A 16,790-nucleotide genomic window follows, 5' to 3' on the forward strand; every position below is an offset into this window, starting at 1 on the left:
TCACAAGCGTGGGCCAAGCCAGAGCGCTCTCACAACTGAGTGTAAGAGGGTTCAGCCATGTTGTCTTCTGTTGGAATCGACACTGCCAAAGCCACTTTGGAAATCTGCATCAAACCTCAGAAAATCCGCTTCGAAGTAGTCAATGAACGCCCAGGCTTTGATGTGCTGATCGGGCGACTGAATGCATCAACCCGGCCCGTGCGCGGAAATTCGCCGATGCCATGGGTAAAAAAGCCAAAACCGACAAGATCGACGCCGAGGTCCTTGCGGACTTCGCTGCACAACTCAGCGCTCCTCAAGGCCAACCGATCAGCCCGGAACGCGAAGAACTGCGCGAGTTGGTGAAGCAGCGCGCCCAATTTGTGCAGAGCCGTGATGACTACAAGCGGCGTCGCCAGCAATGTCGCTCGGCAACAGTGATGGCCCACTTCGATGAGCATATAGAGCAGCTGAAAGTGCTGATCAAACGCCTCGACGAAGAAATTGATCAGGCGATGGTGCAACTTGACGATACCAGGGCGCGTCAGTTGTTGGCGGTGAGCGGAATCGGTCGGGTAACCGCCGCAAATCTGCTCGCCTCACTGCCTGAACTGGGGCAGTTGGACCGCCGTCAAATCGCCGCGCTGGTGGGCGTAGCGCCTTACAACAACGATAGCGGTAGCCATCGAGGGCACCGCCAGATATGGGGTGGCCGGGCGCATGTAAGGCGAGTGCTGTACATGTCGAGCTGGATCATCATCCGCCACAACACGGAATTTAAAGCACGCTACGAAGCACTTCGGGAGCGTGGCAAGTGCGCCAAAGTGGCCCTCGTAGCCTGCATGCGGGTGCTGATCGTCAGGCTGAATGCAATGCTGCGGGACAATACCCCTTGGCGAGTGCAAACAGCCTGATCAAGACAGTTGCTCCCACAATGTCCGCTGTGCACAACACCTGGACTGTAGGAGCGGGCTTGCCCCACGATTACTTCAAGCCCCGCGTGTGGTGCGGCTCCGCTGCCCGGCCACCCCCACCGGTACATCGCCCTGCAAGGTCACCCGGCGCACCACGCGGCCCTGGGTGCCGTAGTCATCGACCGCATAGTGCTGGGTCGCGCGGTTGTCCCAGATCGCCACGTCACCGGCCTGCCAGCGCCAGCGCACGGTGTTCTCCAGGCGCGTGACATGGCTTTGCAGCAGGTTGAACAGGTGCGCCGAGTCGCTCTGCGAGTAGCCCTTGATGCGTTTGACGAAGTGCCCGAGCAAAAGGTTCTTCTCACCGCTGACCGGGTGCACACGCACTACCGGATGCTCGGTTTCGTACACCGTCGATGTGAAGATCTTCCGGTAGTTTTCCAGTTGTTCCAGGCTCACATCGGGCTTGGCTGCGGCGTAGTCGTACTCGTTGCTGTGCACCGCCCAGAGCTGGTCAGCCAGGGCCCGCAGTTCTGCAGAGAGGTCCTGATAAGCCGTGGCGGTATTGGCCCACACCGTGTCGCCACCCGATGCGGGCGCCACCACCGAGCGCAGGATCGACGCCTTGGGGTAGGCATCGACGAAGGTCACGTCGGTGTGCCAGGAATTGGCCCGGCGCCCTTCGCCGCCATCGAGTTCGAGCAGGTAACGCGTGCCTTCGCGCACTGGCACGGTCGGGTGGGCGATCGGCTCACCGAGCAGGTGGGCGAAGGCTTCCTGGCCCTGGTCATCGAGGTGGGTCTGGGCGCGGAAGAACACCACCTTGTGTTGCACCAGGGCGGCCTGGATGGCTTCGATCACGGCGGGCTCAAGGTCGGCGCTCAACTGGACCCCGCGAATTTCGGCACCGATGCGCCCGGCCACCGGGTGGATATCCAGCGCGTGGGTGACAGGTGCTACAGCACGTGCGGCATTGCTCATGGTTTGACCCTCATCTGGCTAGGTTGCGCGAAGCGGCGTTGAAACCTCTGCTCTATTGATATGCAAATAAGCTCTAACAAATAAACAGATGCTTCATTGACGGAATAAGAGCTTGCATTTAAAACCTGAGCCTGCGCGGCGGCAAATACCTTCGCCGTATTTTTGGAATGCCGGGAAAGCATATGGATCTTCGCCAACTGCGTTACTTCATCGCCCTCACTGAACACCGCAGTTTTGTCCGCGCCGCCGATGCCATGGGCATCACCCAGCCGGCTTTCAGCCGCAGCATCCAGGGCCTGGAACAGGAGTTCGGCTGCGTGCTGATCGATCGCGCCAACAAGGACCTGCGCCCCACGCCCGAAGGCCAGGTGGTGCTGCAGCACGCCCTGCGCCTGGTGCAAGGCGCAGCACAGCTGAACAGCGAAGTGCAGCAGATGACCAAGCTCGATGCCGGCGAGCTGCGCTTCGGCTGCGGCCCGGCGCCTGCGGTGCACCTGGTGCCGCAGGCGGTGGCACGCTTTCTCGGCGCCCACCCCAAGGTGCGCACCTGCTTCGACGTGGATAACTGGGAAAAACTCAGCCGCGCGCTGAGCCGTGAAGAGATCGAGTTCTTCGTCGCCGACATCCGTCATTTCGAGGCCGACCCGAACTTCCAGACCCAGCCGCTGAGCCCGCGCCGCGGCCTGTTCTTCTGCCGTCCGGGGCACCCGCTGCTGGCCAAGGACAGCCTGTCGACCAACGACATGTTCGACTACCCGCTGGCCACCACCCTGATCCCGCCGGGGGTGCGCAAGCTGCTGGCCAACCTCAGCGGCAAGACCGACTTCGCCCCGCAGGTGCAGACCGAGCACCTGCCGACCCTGGTGAAGATCGTGCTGGGCACCGACGCCATTGGTATCGGCACCGAAGAAGCCTTTGCCGAGGACATCGAACAGGGCCGCCTGATACGCCTGCACTGGCGCAACCTGCCGGCCAACCTCGACAGCCTCAATGCCCGCTGCGGTATCGTCAGCCGCAGCGGTTATCGCCTTTCGCCCGCCGCCCGGGCAATGATCGAAACCCTGATCAGCCTCGATCGGCAGCCAGAGGTGCAGGTGCTGGCCGGATAGCCTGGGGCGCCAGCCACTGCTCGACGTTGAACGGTTTGCGAATCAACCGCTGCTCGGCGGCCAAGTCCACCGACGCCTGCAATTTGGCCAGGAAGTCGGCATCCAGGGTCGAAGGGAAGATCTTGCTCAATTGCTCGTGCTGCAGGTCCTGCTGAAGGATCGCTGGCGGGTAACTGGCCAGCCCCGAGACCAGCTGGATGTACGCCTCCTTGTTGTCGTCCCGGGTCAGCCAGTGCACGGCCTTTTCCTGGGTAGCGAGGAGTTTTTCCACCAGTTCCGGATGCTCGTCGACAAAGCGCCCGGAGCCCACCAGCACGGCCTGCACATTGCCGGCGCCGCCCAAGTCACGGGTACTCAAGGGCAACTCGGCCAGGCCGCGTTGCTTGAGGGCGCTGATGCCGGTCGAGCCCCAGGTGGCGTCGATCTGCCTGGCAGCCAGGGCGGCGATCGCCGCGTTGAAATCCAGGTTGATGACTTTCAGGTCCTTCTCGCTCAGGCCCTGGCTGGCCAGGGCGGCGTCGAACGACAGCTGGGTGGCGGTGCCGCGAAACACCGCCACGCGTTTGCCCTTGAGGTCTTGCAGGGTCTTGATGTTGCTGCCCGGCGCCACCCCCAGGTAGTGCTTGATGCCGCGACCGGTGGCGGCCAGCAGACGGGTGTCGAGGCCATTGGCCTTGCCGATGATCGCCGCCAGGTCGCCGAGGTAGGCAAAGTCGACCTGACCGTTGGCGAATGCCTCGTTGATCACCGGGCCCGCGCCCTTGAAGTAGTTCCACTGGATGCTGATGCCATCGGCGGCGAAGGCTTTTTCCAGCAATTGCTGGTCGCGCAGTACGTCGGTCACACCGCCGCCGGAATGCTGGGTGCCGGCGCTCAGGTCGGGCACGGCGATGCGGATTTCCCTGACCTCGCCAGCCTGGGCCGGCGGCAGCCAGCCGACCACCGCGGCCAGGGCGGGAACGGCAAACAGATTGAACACACGGTTGATCGACAGGTTCATGGCACGCGACTCCTTGTAATGGTGCGGCCACGCTACCGACAACCCAGACCAGTAAATAAATACTAATAAATTACATTTTAATAACTTGTAAGCATAAAAGCCGTTCTACGGGCGTTCCAGCGCGCCATGCATCAGGCACAAGAAAAATATGCTTCGAATGCATTGGCTGCGCGTTGTGACAGCAGCTTTAAATGCAGATTCTTATCACCTAAACGAATTGATATTCAAAGCTGTAATTCAATTTAAGAATAAGCAAATTTCAACTCGCAGAGGTTTCCATGGCCCGAGCTTCACTTTCCAGCCTGCCACTGGCCAGCCCGCCAGGCCGCATGCGACTGTTCGACGGCCTGCCCCTGCGTCGCCTGCAGGCCTGGTATCTGCCCCTGTTGCTGGCCGCATGGTGGTGGCTGGCCAGCCGCAACCTGTGGATGAGCGAACAGATACTGCCAGCGCCGAGCCTGGTCTGGCAGAGCGCTGTGGAGCTGGCCCGGGGCGAACTGTGGACGCACCTGGCGATCAGCCTGCAACGCCTGGCCCTGGGCCTGTTGCTGGGAGTTGCCAGTGGCGCCCTGCTCGGTGCCTGGCTGGGTTTCAGCCGTCGCGCCGAACGCCTGGTACTGCCAACCTTCAATGCCCTGGCGCAGATCCCGACCCTGGCCTGGGTGCCGCTGTTCATGGTGCTGTTCGGCATCGGCGAGGTGCTCAAGCTGGTGGTGCTGGTCAAGGCGATCATCGTGCCGGTAACCCTGCATACCCTGGTGGGCGTGCGCGATGCCCAGCCACGGCTGCGCGAAGCGACCACGGTGTTGCGCCTGCCGCCGCGCCTGCTGATCAGCCAACTGATTTTTCCGGCGGCCCTGCCGGCCTTTCTCGCCGGCGTGCGCCTGGCCCTGGCCACCGGCTGGACATCGTTGCTGGCGGTGGAACTGCTGGCCTCCAGTGAAGGCATCGGTTACCTGATGGTCTGGGCCCGGCAGTTGTTCATGCTCGACATCGTGTTTGTCTGCATCCTGGTCATTGGCCTGCTGGGTTTTGTCATGGACCGTGGCCTGAGCTGGCTCGAGCGGCGTCTGGTGCACTGGCCGCACCCGTCCAGCGCCGAACTGCGGGGGTCGCGCTTGCACGGTGGCCAGCGCCTGCAGGCCTTGCTGCTGCCCTTGGCACTGCTGGCGCTGTGGCAGTTGGCCAACCAGTTGAACTGGGTCGACACACAGATTCTGGTCGCCCCGCTGCAGGTCCTGGAGACTACCGGCAACGGCCTGCTCGACGGCTCGCTCAGCGGCGCCCTGGCGATCAGTGTCGGTCGGGCCTTGGGCGGCCTGCTGCTCGGTGGCAGCCTGGGTTTTGCCCTGGGCCTGTGGCTTGGGCTGTCGACGCCCGCCGAACGCCTGTTCGGGCCGAGCCTGGCCGGCTTACGGCAGATCGCGATCTTCGCCTGGGTACCGCTGCTGACCGCCTGGTTCGGTCTCGGTGAGCTGGCCAAGTGGGTATTCGTTGGCCTGGCGGCGTTCTTCCCGTTGTTCATCGCCACCCAACGGGCCGTGGCCAACCGCTCGCCACAACTGGAAGAAGCCGCCCGCGTGCTGCACCTCAACCTGGCCCAGCGCCTGCGCCGGCTGGTACTACCGGGAGCGGCGCCGGGGATTTTCGCCGGCCTGCGCATCGGCCTGATCTACGCCTGGCTGGGCACCATCGGCGCCGAGTACTTCATGCCCTCGGGCGGCGGTATCGGCAGCCTGATGATCGGCGCCCAGCAGTTGCTGCGCATGGACATCATCATGGCCGGGATGCTCCTGGTCGGCCTTACCGGCGCACTCCTGGGTGCCCTCGGACAACACCTCGAATTGCGCGCCACGCGCTGGAGACGAGCATGAACGCCATCGCCCCTGCCCTGGTCAGTTTCAATCAGGTCGGCAAACACTTCGCCGTGGCCGGCGGTGAGCTGGAAGCCATCCGCGACTTCAACCTGCAAATCGCCGACGGTGAGTTCGTCGCCATCGTCGGCGCCAGTGGCTGCGGTAAATCCACCCTGCTGCGCCTGCTGATCGGCCTGGACAACGACTACCAGGGGCAGATCCTGATCGACGGCCAGCCGCTCAATGGCATCGGCAGCGAACGCGGCATCGTCTTTCAGGAGCACCGCCTGTTCCCCTGGTTGAGCGTGGCGCAGAACATCGCCCTGGGCCTGGTCAACGCGCCGTTGAACAGCGAGCAGCGCCAGCAACGCATCGACCAGTACATCGCCCTGGTGGGCCTGCAAGACTTCAGCCAGGCCTACCCGCACCAGCTCTCCGGCGGCATGGCCCAGCGTGTGGCGATTGCCCGTGGCCTGGTGGCCAGCCCGCGTATCTTGTTGCTCGATGAACCCTTCGGCGCCCTCGACGCGCTGACCCGCCAGCAGATGCAGGACGAGCTGCTGGCGATTCGCGAGCGGGCACGCATTACCACCCTGCTGGTGACCCACGATGTCGAAGAAGCGCTGTTTCTCGCCGACCGCGTGGTGGTCCTGGAGCCGCGCCCCGGGCGGATCAAGCGCATCGTCGACATCGACCTGGCGCACCCGCGCCAACGCGGCAGTTACGCCTTCCACCGTCTGCGCGAAGACCTGCTGCACGAACTGACCGCCGACGAACGCTATCTGCCGCCGGCGCTGGAACAGATCCGCGACCTGCCTTTGACCTACCTTGCCTACTGAGAACCGACCATGAGCCAACGCCCCAACTTTCTGGTCATCGTTGCCGACGACCTGGGCTTCTCCGACCTCGGCGCCTTCGGCGGTGAAATCGCCACGCCGAACCTCGACAAGCTGGCCACTGCCGGCCTGCGCCTGACCGATTTTCATACTGCGCCGACCTGCTCGCCGACCCGCTCGATGCTGCTGACCGGTACCGACCACCATATCGCTGGCATCGGTACCATGGCCGAAGCGCTGACCCCGGAGCTGATCGGCAAGCCGGGCTACGAAGGCTACCTCAACGACCGCGTGGTGGCCTTGCCAGAGCTGTTGCGCGATGCCGGTTACCAGACCCTGATGAGCGGCAAATGGCACCTGGGCCTGACCGCCGAGCTGGCGCCCCAGGCCCGCGGCTTTGAACGCTCCTTCGCCCTGCTGCCCGGCGCGGCCAACCACTATGGCTTTGAACCGACCTACGACGATCAGACCCCAGGCCTGCTCAAATCGACGCCAGCGCTGTACATCGAAGACCAGGCCTTTATCGAAGAGCTGCCCAAGGATTTCTATTCCTCCGATGCCTTCGGCGACAAGCTGCTGCAGTACCTCAAGGAGCGCGACCAGAGCCGGCCATTCTTCGCCTACCTGCCCTTCTCGGCGCCGCACTGGCCGTTGCAGGCGCCCGCCGAGGTGGTGGCGCGCTACCAGGGCCGCTACGACGCCGGCCCCGAAGTGCTGCGCCAGGAGCGCCTGGAAAAACTGCGCCAGCTGGGCCTGATCGGCGCCGATACCCAGGCCCATCCGGTGGACAACCACTGGCACAGTCTCAGCGATGAACAACGCCAGCGTTCGGCGCGGGCGATGGAGGTGTACGCGGCGATGGTCGAGCGCATGGACTGGAACATTGGCCGGGTGCTGGACTATCTGCGCAACCAGGGCCTGCTCGACAACACCCTGGTGCTGTTCATGTCCGATAACGGCGCCGAAGGCGCGCTGCTCGAAGCCTTTCCCAAGTTCGGCCCGCAACTGGCCAGCTACCTCGACCAGCACTACGACAACAGCCTGGAGAACATCGGCCGGGCCAACTCCTACGTCTGGTACGGCCCGCACTGGGCGCAGGCTGCCACCGCACCGTCGCGGCTGTACAAGGCCTTCACCAGCGAGGGCGGGATTCGCGTGCCGGCGCTGGTGCATTACCCGGCGCTAGCGCGCCAGGGCCAGATCAGCCATCAGTTCAGCACGGTGATGGATATCACCCCGACCCTGCTTGATCTTGCCGGCGTGCGCCACCCCGGCAAGCGTTGGCGCGGCCGTGACGTGGCGCCGCTGCGCGGCAAGTCCTGGCTGGGCTACCTGTCGGGCGAGACCGAGCAGGTGCACGACGAAAACACCGTCACCGGCTGGGAACTGTTCGGCCGCCGGGCGATTCGCCAGGGCCACTGGAAAGCTGTTTACATCCCCGGCCCGGTCGGCCCGGCCACCTGGCAGCTCTACGACCTGGCCAGCGACCCGGGGGAAATCAACGACCTGGCCCAGGCACAACCGGCAAAATTGCAGGCGCTGCTGGGCGAATGGCAAAAGTACGTCGAGCAGACCGGGGTCATCCTCAGTCAGTCACCGTTCCAGCCGGACTAGCCAGCACCTGCAGGCGTGCGAGGTCGAGGATTTCGATCTCGCCATAGCCCAGGCGCAAGGCGCTCTCCTGCTGCAGCGACTTGAGGATCTGGTTGGTGGTCTGGCGCGACAGCGAGAGCATCAGCGCCAACTGCTCCTGGGACAGTTGCAGCACGCGCCGGCTGCCCCGCAACTCGCCATAACCGGCGGCGATCTGCAGCAGCCGATGGGCCACCCTTGGCGCGGCGGCCAACAGGCTCTGCTGCTCGAGGGCGACAAACACCACGCGCAGTTTATGGCTCATCAGCAAGGCCACATCGCGCCAGTGCCGTGGCTGTTGTTCGAGCAGGTTGAGTAACGGCGCCTGGGGTATCCACAACAGCCGGGTCGGCCCTAGCGCCTGGGCGTCGTGGGTACGCGGCTGGCCGTCGAACAGGCTGATCTCGCCGAACCAGTGCGGCGCTTCGATCAGGGTCAACAGCGCCTCTTTGCCATCGGTAGCCACCGCCCCCACGCGCATCGCCCCGTCGAGCAGCGCATACAGCCCGCACGGCGCATCACCGCGCTGGAACAGGTATTGCCCGGCCGCCAGCTCGCGCTGCCGGGCCAGCGCCAACAGGCTATCCTGAAAGCGGGGAGGCAATGCCTGGAACCAATGACCTTGCAGCAGGGTTTCGCGCATAGCGCCTCGCAGGTGAACTCTGTCGGCTAGGCGACAGACAGGCGGAAATCTGTAGGACATGCTCAAGCCACCTACAGGAGGAACAACAATGAAAAACCTGGTCGAACACCTGAGTCAATACGCCGCCTACCACCGCGACCCGCGCAACATCGTCACCCACTTTATCGGTATTCCGCTGATTGTCGTGGCGGTGACCGTTTTGCTGTCACGACCGGGGGTCGACCTGGGTGGCGTCTGGGTGTCGCCGGCGTTGCTGGTAGCGCTGGTTAGCAGCGGGTTCTACCTGCGCCTGGATCAACGCCTGGGCCTGCTGATGGCGGTATTGCTCGGTTTGTGCCTGTGGGCCGGGCAGGCGTTGGCGATGCACAGCACCCTGCTGTGGCTGGGTGCGGGGCTGGCGCTGTTCGTGATCGGCTGGGTGATCCAGTTTGTCGGCCACCACTATGAAGGGCGCAAGCCGGCGTTTGTCGATGACCTGATGGGCCTGGTCATCGGGCCGTTGTTCGTGGTGGCGGAACTGGGGTTCTTGCTGGGCATGCGCCTGGAGCTGAAAAAAGCCATTGAAGACACTGTCGGACCGGTGGCAATTCGGCAGAAGAAGGCGGCGGTCTGATTGGGGCTGATTTGCAGCCCATCGCTGGCAAGCCAGCTCCCACAGGTATGGCTGGCTTGTCAGCGATGAAGCCCTGAAGGTCAGCCCCTGGACTCAACCCCCAACTCATCCCACACCGACTCGGCCAGGTGGAAGGTCGCATTGGCCGCCGGGATGCCGCAGTAGATCGCGCTCTGCATCAGCACTTCCTTGATCTCTTCACGGGTCACGCCATTGTTGGCCGCCGCGCGCAGGTGCAGTTTCAACTCCTCGTTGCGGTTCATGCCGATCAGCATGGCGATGGTGATCAGGCTGCGGGTATGCCGGGGCAGGCCCGGGCGGGTCCAGATATCACCCCAGGCGTGGCGGGTGATCATTTCCTGGAACTCGCTATTGAACTCGCTCAGGTTGTTCAGGCTGCGGTCGACATGGGCGTCGCCAAGCACCGCGCGGCGCACCTGCATGCCGGCCTCATAACGTTGTTTCTCGTCCACGGTCATTCCTCACGGGCCAGCAGAAAATCGATCACCCGGCGGCTGAACGGCGCACCGACTTCAACGTTGGACAGGTGTGCGGCATGGAACTCGGCGTATTCGGCGCCCGCCACGTTCTCCTGGATGAAGCGCCCGCCCGACGGCGGCGTGACCGCATCGTGAGTGCCGGAAATCACCAGCAGCGGCACCTTGATCTCGCCCAACTGATCACGGAAATCAGCATCGCGCACTGCCCCGCAGTTAGCCGCATAACCCTCAGGCGAAGTGGCGGCGAGCATATCGGTAATCCGCTTGGCCTGCTCGGGGTTGCCCGCGGCATAACCCGGGGTGAACCAGCGCTCGATCGACGCATCACGCAGGCCAACCATCGCCGCTTGTTGATCACGCAGGACCATCTCGATGCGCGGGTTCCAGGTTTCCAGCGTGCCGATCTTGGCCGCAGTGTTGCAGACGATCAGGCGCTTGAGCCGGTGACCGGCATTGATCCCCAGCCACTGGCCGATCAGCCCGCCCATGGACAGGCCGCAGAAATGCGCCTGTTCAATGTGCAAGGCATCGAGCAGGGCCAGCACATCCTGCCCCAGTTGCTCGATGCTGTACGGCCCCTGGGTGACCAGCGAGCCGCCATGGCCGCGGGTGTCATAGCGCAGCACGCGAAAATGCGCGGTCAGGGCCGGTACCTGGGTGTCCCACATGTGCAGGTCGGTGCCCAGGGAGTTGGACAGCACCAGCACCGGCAGGTGTTCCGGGCCTTCAAATTGATAGTTGAGTACGCCATCGGCGAGTTGTACCTGTGCCACTGCAGCCTCCTTCAGGCATTGATGCGGTGATGTTCAGCCAGCGCTCGCTCGACCCAGGCTCGGGCCTGGCCAAGGTAGTGGGCTGGATCGAGCAGACGATCGAGTTCGTCGGGCGAAAGTTCAGCGCTGACCTGCGGCTCGTCGCCAAGCACGGCGCGCAGCTGGCGCTGTTCGGCTACGGCACGCTGGCAGCAGGTTTCCAGCAAATGGTGGGCGCGGTCACGGCCCAGGCGTTGGGCCAGCACCACACTGACAGCTTCGGCCAGGACCAGCCCTTGGGTCAGGTCGAGGTTGCGACGCATGCGCTCGGCGTCCACTTCCAGGCCGTCGGCGATGATCTGTGCCTGGCGCAATGCACCGGACACCAGGCAGCAGATCTCCGGCAGGGTTTCCCATTCGGCATGCCACAGGCCGAGGCTGCGCTCGTGCTCCTGGGGCATGGCGGCAAACAGCGTGGCGAGCAGGCCCGGCACGCGGGTGGCAGCGCCGATCAACACGGCGGCGCCGACCGGGTTGCGCTTGTGCGGCATGGTCGAAGAACCGCCTTTGCCTGGCGCCAACGGCTCGAACACCTCGGCTGCCTCGGTCTGCATCAGCAGGCTGACATCGCGGCCCAGTTTGCCAAGGCTGCCGGCAATCATGCCCAGCACCGAAGCGAACTCCACCAGGCGATCGCGCTGGGTGTGCCAGGGCTGCTCGGGCAGCGTCAGCTTCAGCTCTGCGGCCAAGGCTTGAGCCACCGGCAGCGCCTTGTCGCCCAGCGCCGCCAGGGTACCGGAGGCGCCGCCAAACTGCAGGGTCAGCAAGCGTGGCTTGAGCTCCTGCAGGCGCTCGCGGTGGCGGCTCAACGCGCCTAGCCAGCCTGCGATCTTCATGCCCAAGGTGACCGGCGTGGCATGTTGCAGCCAGGTGCGACCGGCCAAGGGCGTCTCAGCGTAGGTCAGGGCTTGGCGAGCCAGGGCATCGGCCAGGCGCGCCAGATCCGTTTCGATCAACGCCAGTGCCGCCCTCAGTTGCAGTACCAGGCCGGTGTCCATGGCATCCTGGCTGGTGGCGCCCAGGTGCACATAACGCTCGGCCTCCGGCACGCCACTGGCAATCACCTTGCCCAGCGCCTTGACCAGCGGAATGGCCGAGTTGCCGGCCACGGCAATGGCTTCGGCCAGCGCGGCAAAGTCGTAGCGCTCGGCATGGCAGGCGGTTTCGATCGCTGCCACGGCCACCTGAGGGATGACCCCGGTGGCCGCTTCGGCACGGGCCAGGGCCGCTTCGAAATCGAGCATGCCCTGCACCCGGCCACGGTCGCAGAAGATCTCGCGCATGGCTGGCGCGGTGAAATAGGCATCGAACAGCTGATTGCCCGGTCGTTGCTTCAAATAGGCTGAAGTCATGGCTACTTTCTCTTGGAACTACAGAGAGTCTAGATACACCCAGTAACATCCACGATCCACAGAACAATCACCCCAGGCCGCCAACCTTGCGTGGAGGCCGGCGGCTCGGGGTCATTGCTTTACACCCGCTCGATGGCCAGGGCCAGGCCCTGGCCGACGCCGACACACATGGTCGCCAGGCCTTTGCGACCGCCGGATTTCTCCAGTTGGTGCAAGGCGGTGAGGATCAAACGCGCGCCGCTCATGCCCAGCGGATGACCGAGGGCAATGGCGCCACCGTTGGGGTTGACCTGCGGTGCATCGTCGGCCAGGCCGAGTTCGCGCAACACGGCCAGGCCCTGGCTGGCAAAGGCTTCGTTGAGTTCGATGACATCGAAATCGGCCACCGCCACGCCCAGGCGCTCGGTCAGCTTGCGCACCGCCGGTACCGGGCCGATGCCCATGACCCGTGGCGCAACGCCGGCACTGGCCATGCCCAGCACCCGCGCCCGCGGGGTCAGGCCATGCTTTTTCACGGCCTCGGCCGAGGCCAGGAGCAGCGCTGCAGCGCCGTCGTTGACCCCTGAGGCGTTGCCGGCGGTGACGGTCTTGTCCGGGCCGTTGACCGGCTTGAGCCGGGCCAGGGCTTCAAGGGTGGTGTCGGCGCGCGGGTGCTCGTCGTGCTCGACCACGGTCTCGCCCTTTTTATGGGCGATGCGCACCGGCACGATCTCCTCGGCGAAGAAGCCCGCAGCCTGGGCCGCGGCGGTACGCTGCTGGCTGCGCAGGGCGAAGGCGTCCTGATCGGCACGTGATACCTGGTAGTCATCGGCGACGTTGTCGGCGGTCTGCGGCATCGCATCGACCCCGTACTGAGCCTTCATCAGCGGGTTGATGAAGCGCCAGCCGATGGTGGTGTCCTCCAGCTTCATGGTGCGCGAATAAGCATTGTCAGCCTTACCCATGACGAACGGCGCACGGGACATCGACTCGACGCCACCGGCAATCGCCAGCTCCATTTCACCGCTGGCGATGGCGCGAAAGGCCGTGCCCACCGCGTCCATGCCCGAGGCGCAGAGGCGGTTGAGGGTCACCCCGGGCACGCTTTCTGGCAACCCCGCCAGCAGCAGCGCCATGCGCGCGACGTTGCGGTTGTCTTCACCGGCCTGGTTGGCGCAACCGAGGAACACTTCATCGAGCTGCGCCCACTGCACCTGCGGGTTGCGTTCGATCAGCGCCTTGAGCGGCACCGCCGCCAGGTCATCGGCGCGCACGCCGGCCAGGGCGCCGCCAAAGCGGCCAATCGGGGTGCGAATGGCGTCGCAGATAAATACGTCACGCATCAGGCTTCTCCTGGCGCTTGGCCGTGGGCGCTGGCGGTGCGCGCTTCGAGGTCACGCAGGGCGTTGAGCTCGACTGCGCTCGGCTCGGCGGTAATCTGCACGTCGTCGGCAAAGCGGATGGCCCAGCCGGTGGCGGCAACGATCTGTTCGCGGGTCACGCCCGGGTGGATCGAGGTGACGACGAACTCATGGGTGCCGGCTTCGGGCTCCATGATGCACAGGTCGGTGATGATCCCGACCGGCCCTTCACCCGGCAGGCCCAGGCGCTTGCGCGAATCGCCGCCTTCGCCATGGCCGACCGAAGTGATGAAGTCGAGCTTGTCGACAAATGCGCGGTTCGATTGCTTGAGGATGATCAGCACCTGCTTGGCGGAACCGGCGATCTCCGGCGCGCCACCGGCACCGGGCAGGCGCACTTTTGGCTGGTGGTAGTCACCGACCACGGTGGTGTTGATGTTGCCGAAACGGTCGACCTGGGCAGCGCCGAGGAAGCCCACGTCGATGCGCCCGCCCTGCAGCCAGTAGCGAAAGATCTCACCGGTCGGCACCACGGTGTCGGCGGTTTCGGCCAGCTCGCCGTCACCGATCGACAGCGGCAGCACGCTCGGCTTGGCACCGATCGGGCCGGATTCGTAGATCAGCACCACGTCGGGCGACGAGGTCAGGCGCGCCAGGTTGGCGGCCTTGGACGGCAGGCCGATGCCGACGAAACATACCGCGCCATTGCGCAGGCGACGGGCTGCGGCAACGGTCATCATTTCATTGGTGGAGTAGCTCATTGTGCAACCTCCGCAGCGCTGGCCAGTTTTGCCTTGAATTCAGTGAAGTCGGCGGTGCCGCGAATGTACTGGTCGATCCAGGCCGTGAAGCTTTCGCGGTTGCGGGCAATCGGGTCCCAAGCCTGGTAGAAGCGGTTGTCACGCTCGTAGTAACCATGGGCATAGGATGGATGCGCGCCCCCCGGCACCAGGCATACCGCAGACAGCGCCCAGGTCGGCAGCACACAGGCGTTCATCGGTGCCTGGAGGTCATCGACGATCTCTTCGACGGTGACGATGCAGCGCTTGGCCGCCAATGCCGCTTCCTTCTGCACGCCAAGGATGCCCCAGAGCAGCACATTGCCCTTACGGTCGGCCTTTTGCGCGTGGATCACGGTGACGTCCGGGCGCACCGAAGGCACGGCGGCGAGCACTTCGCCGGTGAACGGGCAAGTGACGCTCTTGATCAGCGGGTTGACCTTCGGCAGGTCGGAACCGGCGTAGGCACGCAGCACCGCGAACGGCAGGCCGGAGGCGCCGGCAACGTAGGCGTTGGCCAGGTCCGCGTGGCTGTGCTCTTCGATTTCCATCGCCTGCGGCCACTGCTTTTCAACAGCGTCGCGCAGGCGATGGAGGGAGCCGACACCCGGGTTGCCGCCCCAGGAGAAGATCAGCTTGCGGGCGCAACCGGCACCGATCAGCTGATCGTAGATCAGGTCAGGTGTCATGCGTACCAGAGTCAGATCTTTCTTGCCCTGACGAATGATTTCATGCCCAGCGGCAGTCGGAATCAAGTGGGTGAAGCCTTCGAGGGCGACGCTGTCACCGTCGTTGACGAACTGCTTCACGGCGTCGTGGAGCGAGAGGATTTCAGCCATTGCAGACTCCTGGATATGCTGAGTCGGGGTCGGTTTCAAGACGCCTTGGGCGGCGCCGGGTGTGGGTTCAGATTAAGGTGGGCCTGGGGGCGGTTCAATCCGATAATCGACTAATCGTTCGATTATCGAACCGATTGTTATCTTGCTAAGAACCCTGGTGGGAGCCGATATCAGGTGGCATCGGCATGGCTGACCATGCCCTTGATGATCACCGCCGTGGTGGCCAGCGCGGCCGGGATCACCAGTGCAGTCAGCACCTGCTCGAAGTTCCAGCCCAGGCCCAGCAGCGTCGCGCCCATCCACGCCCCAAGGATCGCCCCGAAGCGGCCGATACCGAGCATCCACGACACACCGGTGGCGCGCCCCTGAGTGGGGTAGAAACGCGCTGCCAGCGACGGCATCGCCGATTGCGCACCGTTGACGCACATACCGGCAACCAGCACCAGGGTCGCCAGTACGGTGATGTTGCCCAGGCTTTGCCCTACCGCGTAGGCAAACACCCCGGCCAGCAGATAGAACGTGCCGATAACTTTGTGCGGGTTGTAGCGGTCCATGGCCCAGCCCACGCCCACGGCACTGAGCACACCACCAAACTGGAACAGCGCACCGATAAAGGCGGCCTGCTCCATGCTCGCGCCACTGTCACGCATCAGCGTTGGCAGCCAGCTGGTCAGCAGGTAGACAATCACCAGGCCCATGAAATAGGTCAGCCACAGCAGCAGGGTGCCGGTGCTGTAGGTACCGGAGAAGATCACCGCAAACACGTTGCGGGCTTTTACCGTCTTCTGCTCCGGCACACTGAAGCTCGACGCCTGGCCGACGATGGCCGGCTCGATCGGGGAGAGCGTCTTGCGCACCTTGTCGGTGCCCCGGTTGCGGACCACCAGGTAGCGCGCCGACTCCGGCAGCCAGAACACCAGCACGACGGCCAGCACCAACGGCAACAGGCCGCCGATCAGCAGCAGGCTGTGCCAGCCAAACGCCGGAATCAGCTTGGCGGAAATGAAACCGCCACCGGCCATGCCCAGGTTGAAGCCACAGAACATGCTGGTTACCAGCAGTGACTTGTGCCGCTCCGGGGTGTACTCGGACAGCAGGGTCGTGGCATTGGGCATGCCCGCCCCCAGGCCCAACCCGGTCAGAAAGCGCAGCACCAGCAACTGGTCAACGTTGCTGCTGTAGGCCGAAGCCAGGCTGAAGGCGCCAAACAGCACCACCGCCCCCACCAGTACCACCTTGCGCCCGAAGCGGTCGGCCAGCGGCCCGGAACCCAGCGCCCCGAAGACCATGCCGATCAGCGCGGCACTCATCACCGGCCCCAGGCTGGCCCGGTCGATGCCCCAATCCTGGGACAAGGCCGGGGCGATAAAACCCATGGCGGCGGTGTCGAGGCCGTCGAGGAAGACAATCAGGAAGCACAGGATCACCACCCGCCACTGGTAGCGTGACAACGGTTGGCTATTGATAAAGGACTGCACATCAAGGCAGTTTCCGACAGCAGCTTGAGGACTATTCATTATTTTTATCCAGAAGAAGCGCGCGAGTGTGCGGGTGCGCGCATGAACGGCACAGGCGAACAGGAACAGGTTCGGAAAACTGGATCAG

15 protein-coding genes and 1 pseudogene are annotated in these 16,790 nt (G+C 64.2%); 6 read left to right on the forward strand and 10 right to left on the reverse strand.

The features are described from left to right. Positions 1–57 precede the first annotated feature (57 nt). Positions 58–893: pseudogene (locus PspR32_RS20785) on the forward strand (IS110 family transposase). A 75-nt stretch (positions 894–968) separates the two neighbouring features. Here the strand turns inward: PspR32_RS20785 and PspR32_RS20790 are convergent. Further along, entirely contained in the window at positions 969–1,874 is a 906-nt protein-coding gene (locus tag PspR32_RS20790; protein ID WP_010220902.1) for a TauD/TfdA dioxygenase family protein, read from the reverse strand. Positions 1,875–2,056: 182 nt separating this feature from the next. Between PspR32_RS20790 and PspR32_RS20795 the strand changes: the two genes are divergently transcribed. Then, the gene (locus tag PspR32_RS20795) at positions 2,057–2,983 is read left to right on the forward strand and encodes a LysR family transcriptional regulator (RefSeq protein ID WP_010220900.1); all 927 of its coding nucleotides are present in this window, start codon (positions 2,057–2,059) and stop codon (positions 2,981–2,983) included. Here PspR32_RS20795 and PspR32_RS20800 read toward each other — a convergent pair. Then, a complete protein-coding gene (locus tag PspR32_RS20800) occupies positions 2,940–3,983 on the reverse strand; it encodes an ABC transporter substrate-binding protein (RefSeq protein ID WP_010220899.1) in 1,044 nt (347 codons plus the stop codon). The genes PspR32_RS20795 and PspR32_RS20800 overlap by 44 nt on opposite strands. 278 nt (positions 3,984–4,261) lie before the next feature. Here PspR32_RS20800 and PspR32_RS20805 point away from each other — a divergent pair, with 278 nt between their 5' ends. From PspR32_RS20805 to PspR32_RS20815, 3 genes are read left to right on the forward strand one after another with little or no spacing between them, the layout of a single operon-like run. Then, entirely contained in the window at positions 4,262–5,857 is a 1,596-nt protein-coding gene (locus PspR32_RS20805; protein ID WP_159389109.1) for an ABC transporter permease, read from the forward strand. After that, entirely contained in the window at positions 5,854–6,678 is an 825-nt protein-coding gene (locus PspR32_RS20810) for an ABC transporter ATP-binding protein (protein WP_010220896.1), read from the forward strand. The genes PspR32_RS20805 and PspR32_RS20810 overlap by 4 nt, the downstream gene beginning before the upstream one ends. A gap of 9 nt (positions 6,679–6,687) precedes the next feature. Further along, on the forward strand, positions 6,688–8,289 hold the full coding sequence (locus PspR32_RS20815) for an arylsulfatase (protein ID WP_036996731.1): 1,602 nt from the start codon (positions 6,688–6,690) through the stop codon (positions 8,287–8,289). On the opposite strand, the gene PspR32_RS20820 is transcribed toward PspR32_RS20815, so the two are convergent. Continuing rightward, entirely contained in the window at positions 8,261–8,950 is a 690-nt protein-coding gene (locus tag PspR32_RS20820; protein ID WP_159389110.1) for a Crp/Fnr family transcriptional regulator, read from the reverse strand. The genes PspR32_RS20815 and PspR32_RS20820 overlap by 29 nt on opposite strands. Before the next feature lie 88 nt (positions 8,951–9,038). On the opposite strand from PspR32_RS20820, the gene PspR32_RS20825 reads away from it, so the two are divergent. Further along, positions 9,039–9,563 (forward strand): Mpo1 family 2-hydroxy fatty acid dioxygenase, encoded by a 525-nt coding sequence (locus PspR32_RS20825; RefSeq protein WP_010220890.1) that lies wholly within the window; start codon positions 9,039–9,041, stop codon positions 9,561–9,563. Positions 9,564–9,643: 80 nt separating this feature from the next. On the opposite strand, the gene pcaC is transcribed toward PspR32_RS20825, so the two are convergent. From pcaC to PspR32_RS20860, 7 genes are all read right to left on the reverse strand, one after another. Then, the gene (gene pcaC, locus PspR32_RS20830; RefSeq protein ID WP_010220888.1) at positions 9,644–10,036 is read right to left on the reverse strand and encodes a 4-carboxymuconolactone decarboxylase; all 393 of its coding nucleotides are present in this window, start codon (positions 10,034–10,036) and stop codon (positions 9,644–9,646) included. 2 nt (positions 10,037–10,038) lie between these two features. Beyond that, positions 10,039–10,836, reverse strand: a complete 798-nt coding sequence (gene pcaD / locus PspR32_RS20835; RefSeq protein ID WP_010220885.1) for a 3-oxoadipate enol-lactonase — start codon at positions 10,834–10,836, stop codon at positions 10,039–10,041. 11 nt (positions 10,837–10,847) lie between these two features. After that, on the reverse strand, positions 10,848–12,227 hold the full coding sequence (locus PspR32_RS20840; protein ID WP_159389111.1) for a 3-carboxy-cis,cis-muconate cycloisomerase: 1,380 nt from the start codon (positions 12,225–12,227) through the stop codon (positions 10,848–10,850). 119 nt (positions 12,228–12,346) lie between these two features. Continuing rightward, complete coding sequence (gene pcaF, locus PspR32_RS20845; RefSeq protein ID WP_174242337.1) at positions 12,347–13,552, reverse strand: 3-oxoadipyl-CoA thiolase; 1,206 nt, start codon at positions 13,550–13,552, stop codon at positions 12,347–12,349. After that, on the reverse strand, positions 13,549–14,328 hold the full coding sequence (locus PspR32_RS20850; protein ID WP_010220879.1) for a CoA-transferase subunit beta: 780 nt from the start codon (positions 14,326–14,328) through the stop codon (positions 13,549–13,551). The genes pcaF and PspR32_RS20850 overlap by 4 nt, the downstream gene beginning before the upstream one ends. Next, complete coding sequence (locus PspR32_RS20855) at positions 14,325–15,185, reverse strand: CoA transferase subunit A (protein WP_010220877.1); 861 nt, start codon at positions 15,183–15,185, stop codon at positions 14,325–14,327. The genes PspR32_RS20850 and PspR32_RS20855 overlap by 4 nt, the downstream gene beginning before the upstream one ends. 170 nt (positions 15,186–15,355) lie before the next feature. Next, positions 15,356–16,702, reverse strand: a complete 1,347-nt coding sequence (locus PspR32_RS20860) for an MFS transporter (protein ID WP_010220875.1) — start codon at positions 16,700–16,702, stop codon at positions 15,356–15,358. Positions 16,703–16,790 lie beyond the last annotated feature (88 nt).

It is taken from the genome of Pseudomonas sp. R32 (genome assembly GCF_009866705.1).
Classification (GTDB): Bacteria; Pseudomonadota; Gammaproteobacteria; order Pseudomonadales; family Pseudomonadaceae; genus Aquipseudomonas; species Aquipseudomonas donghuensis.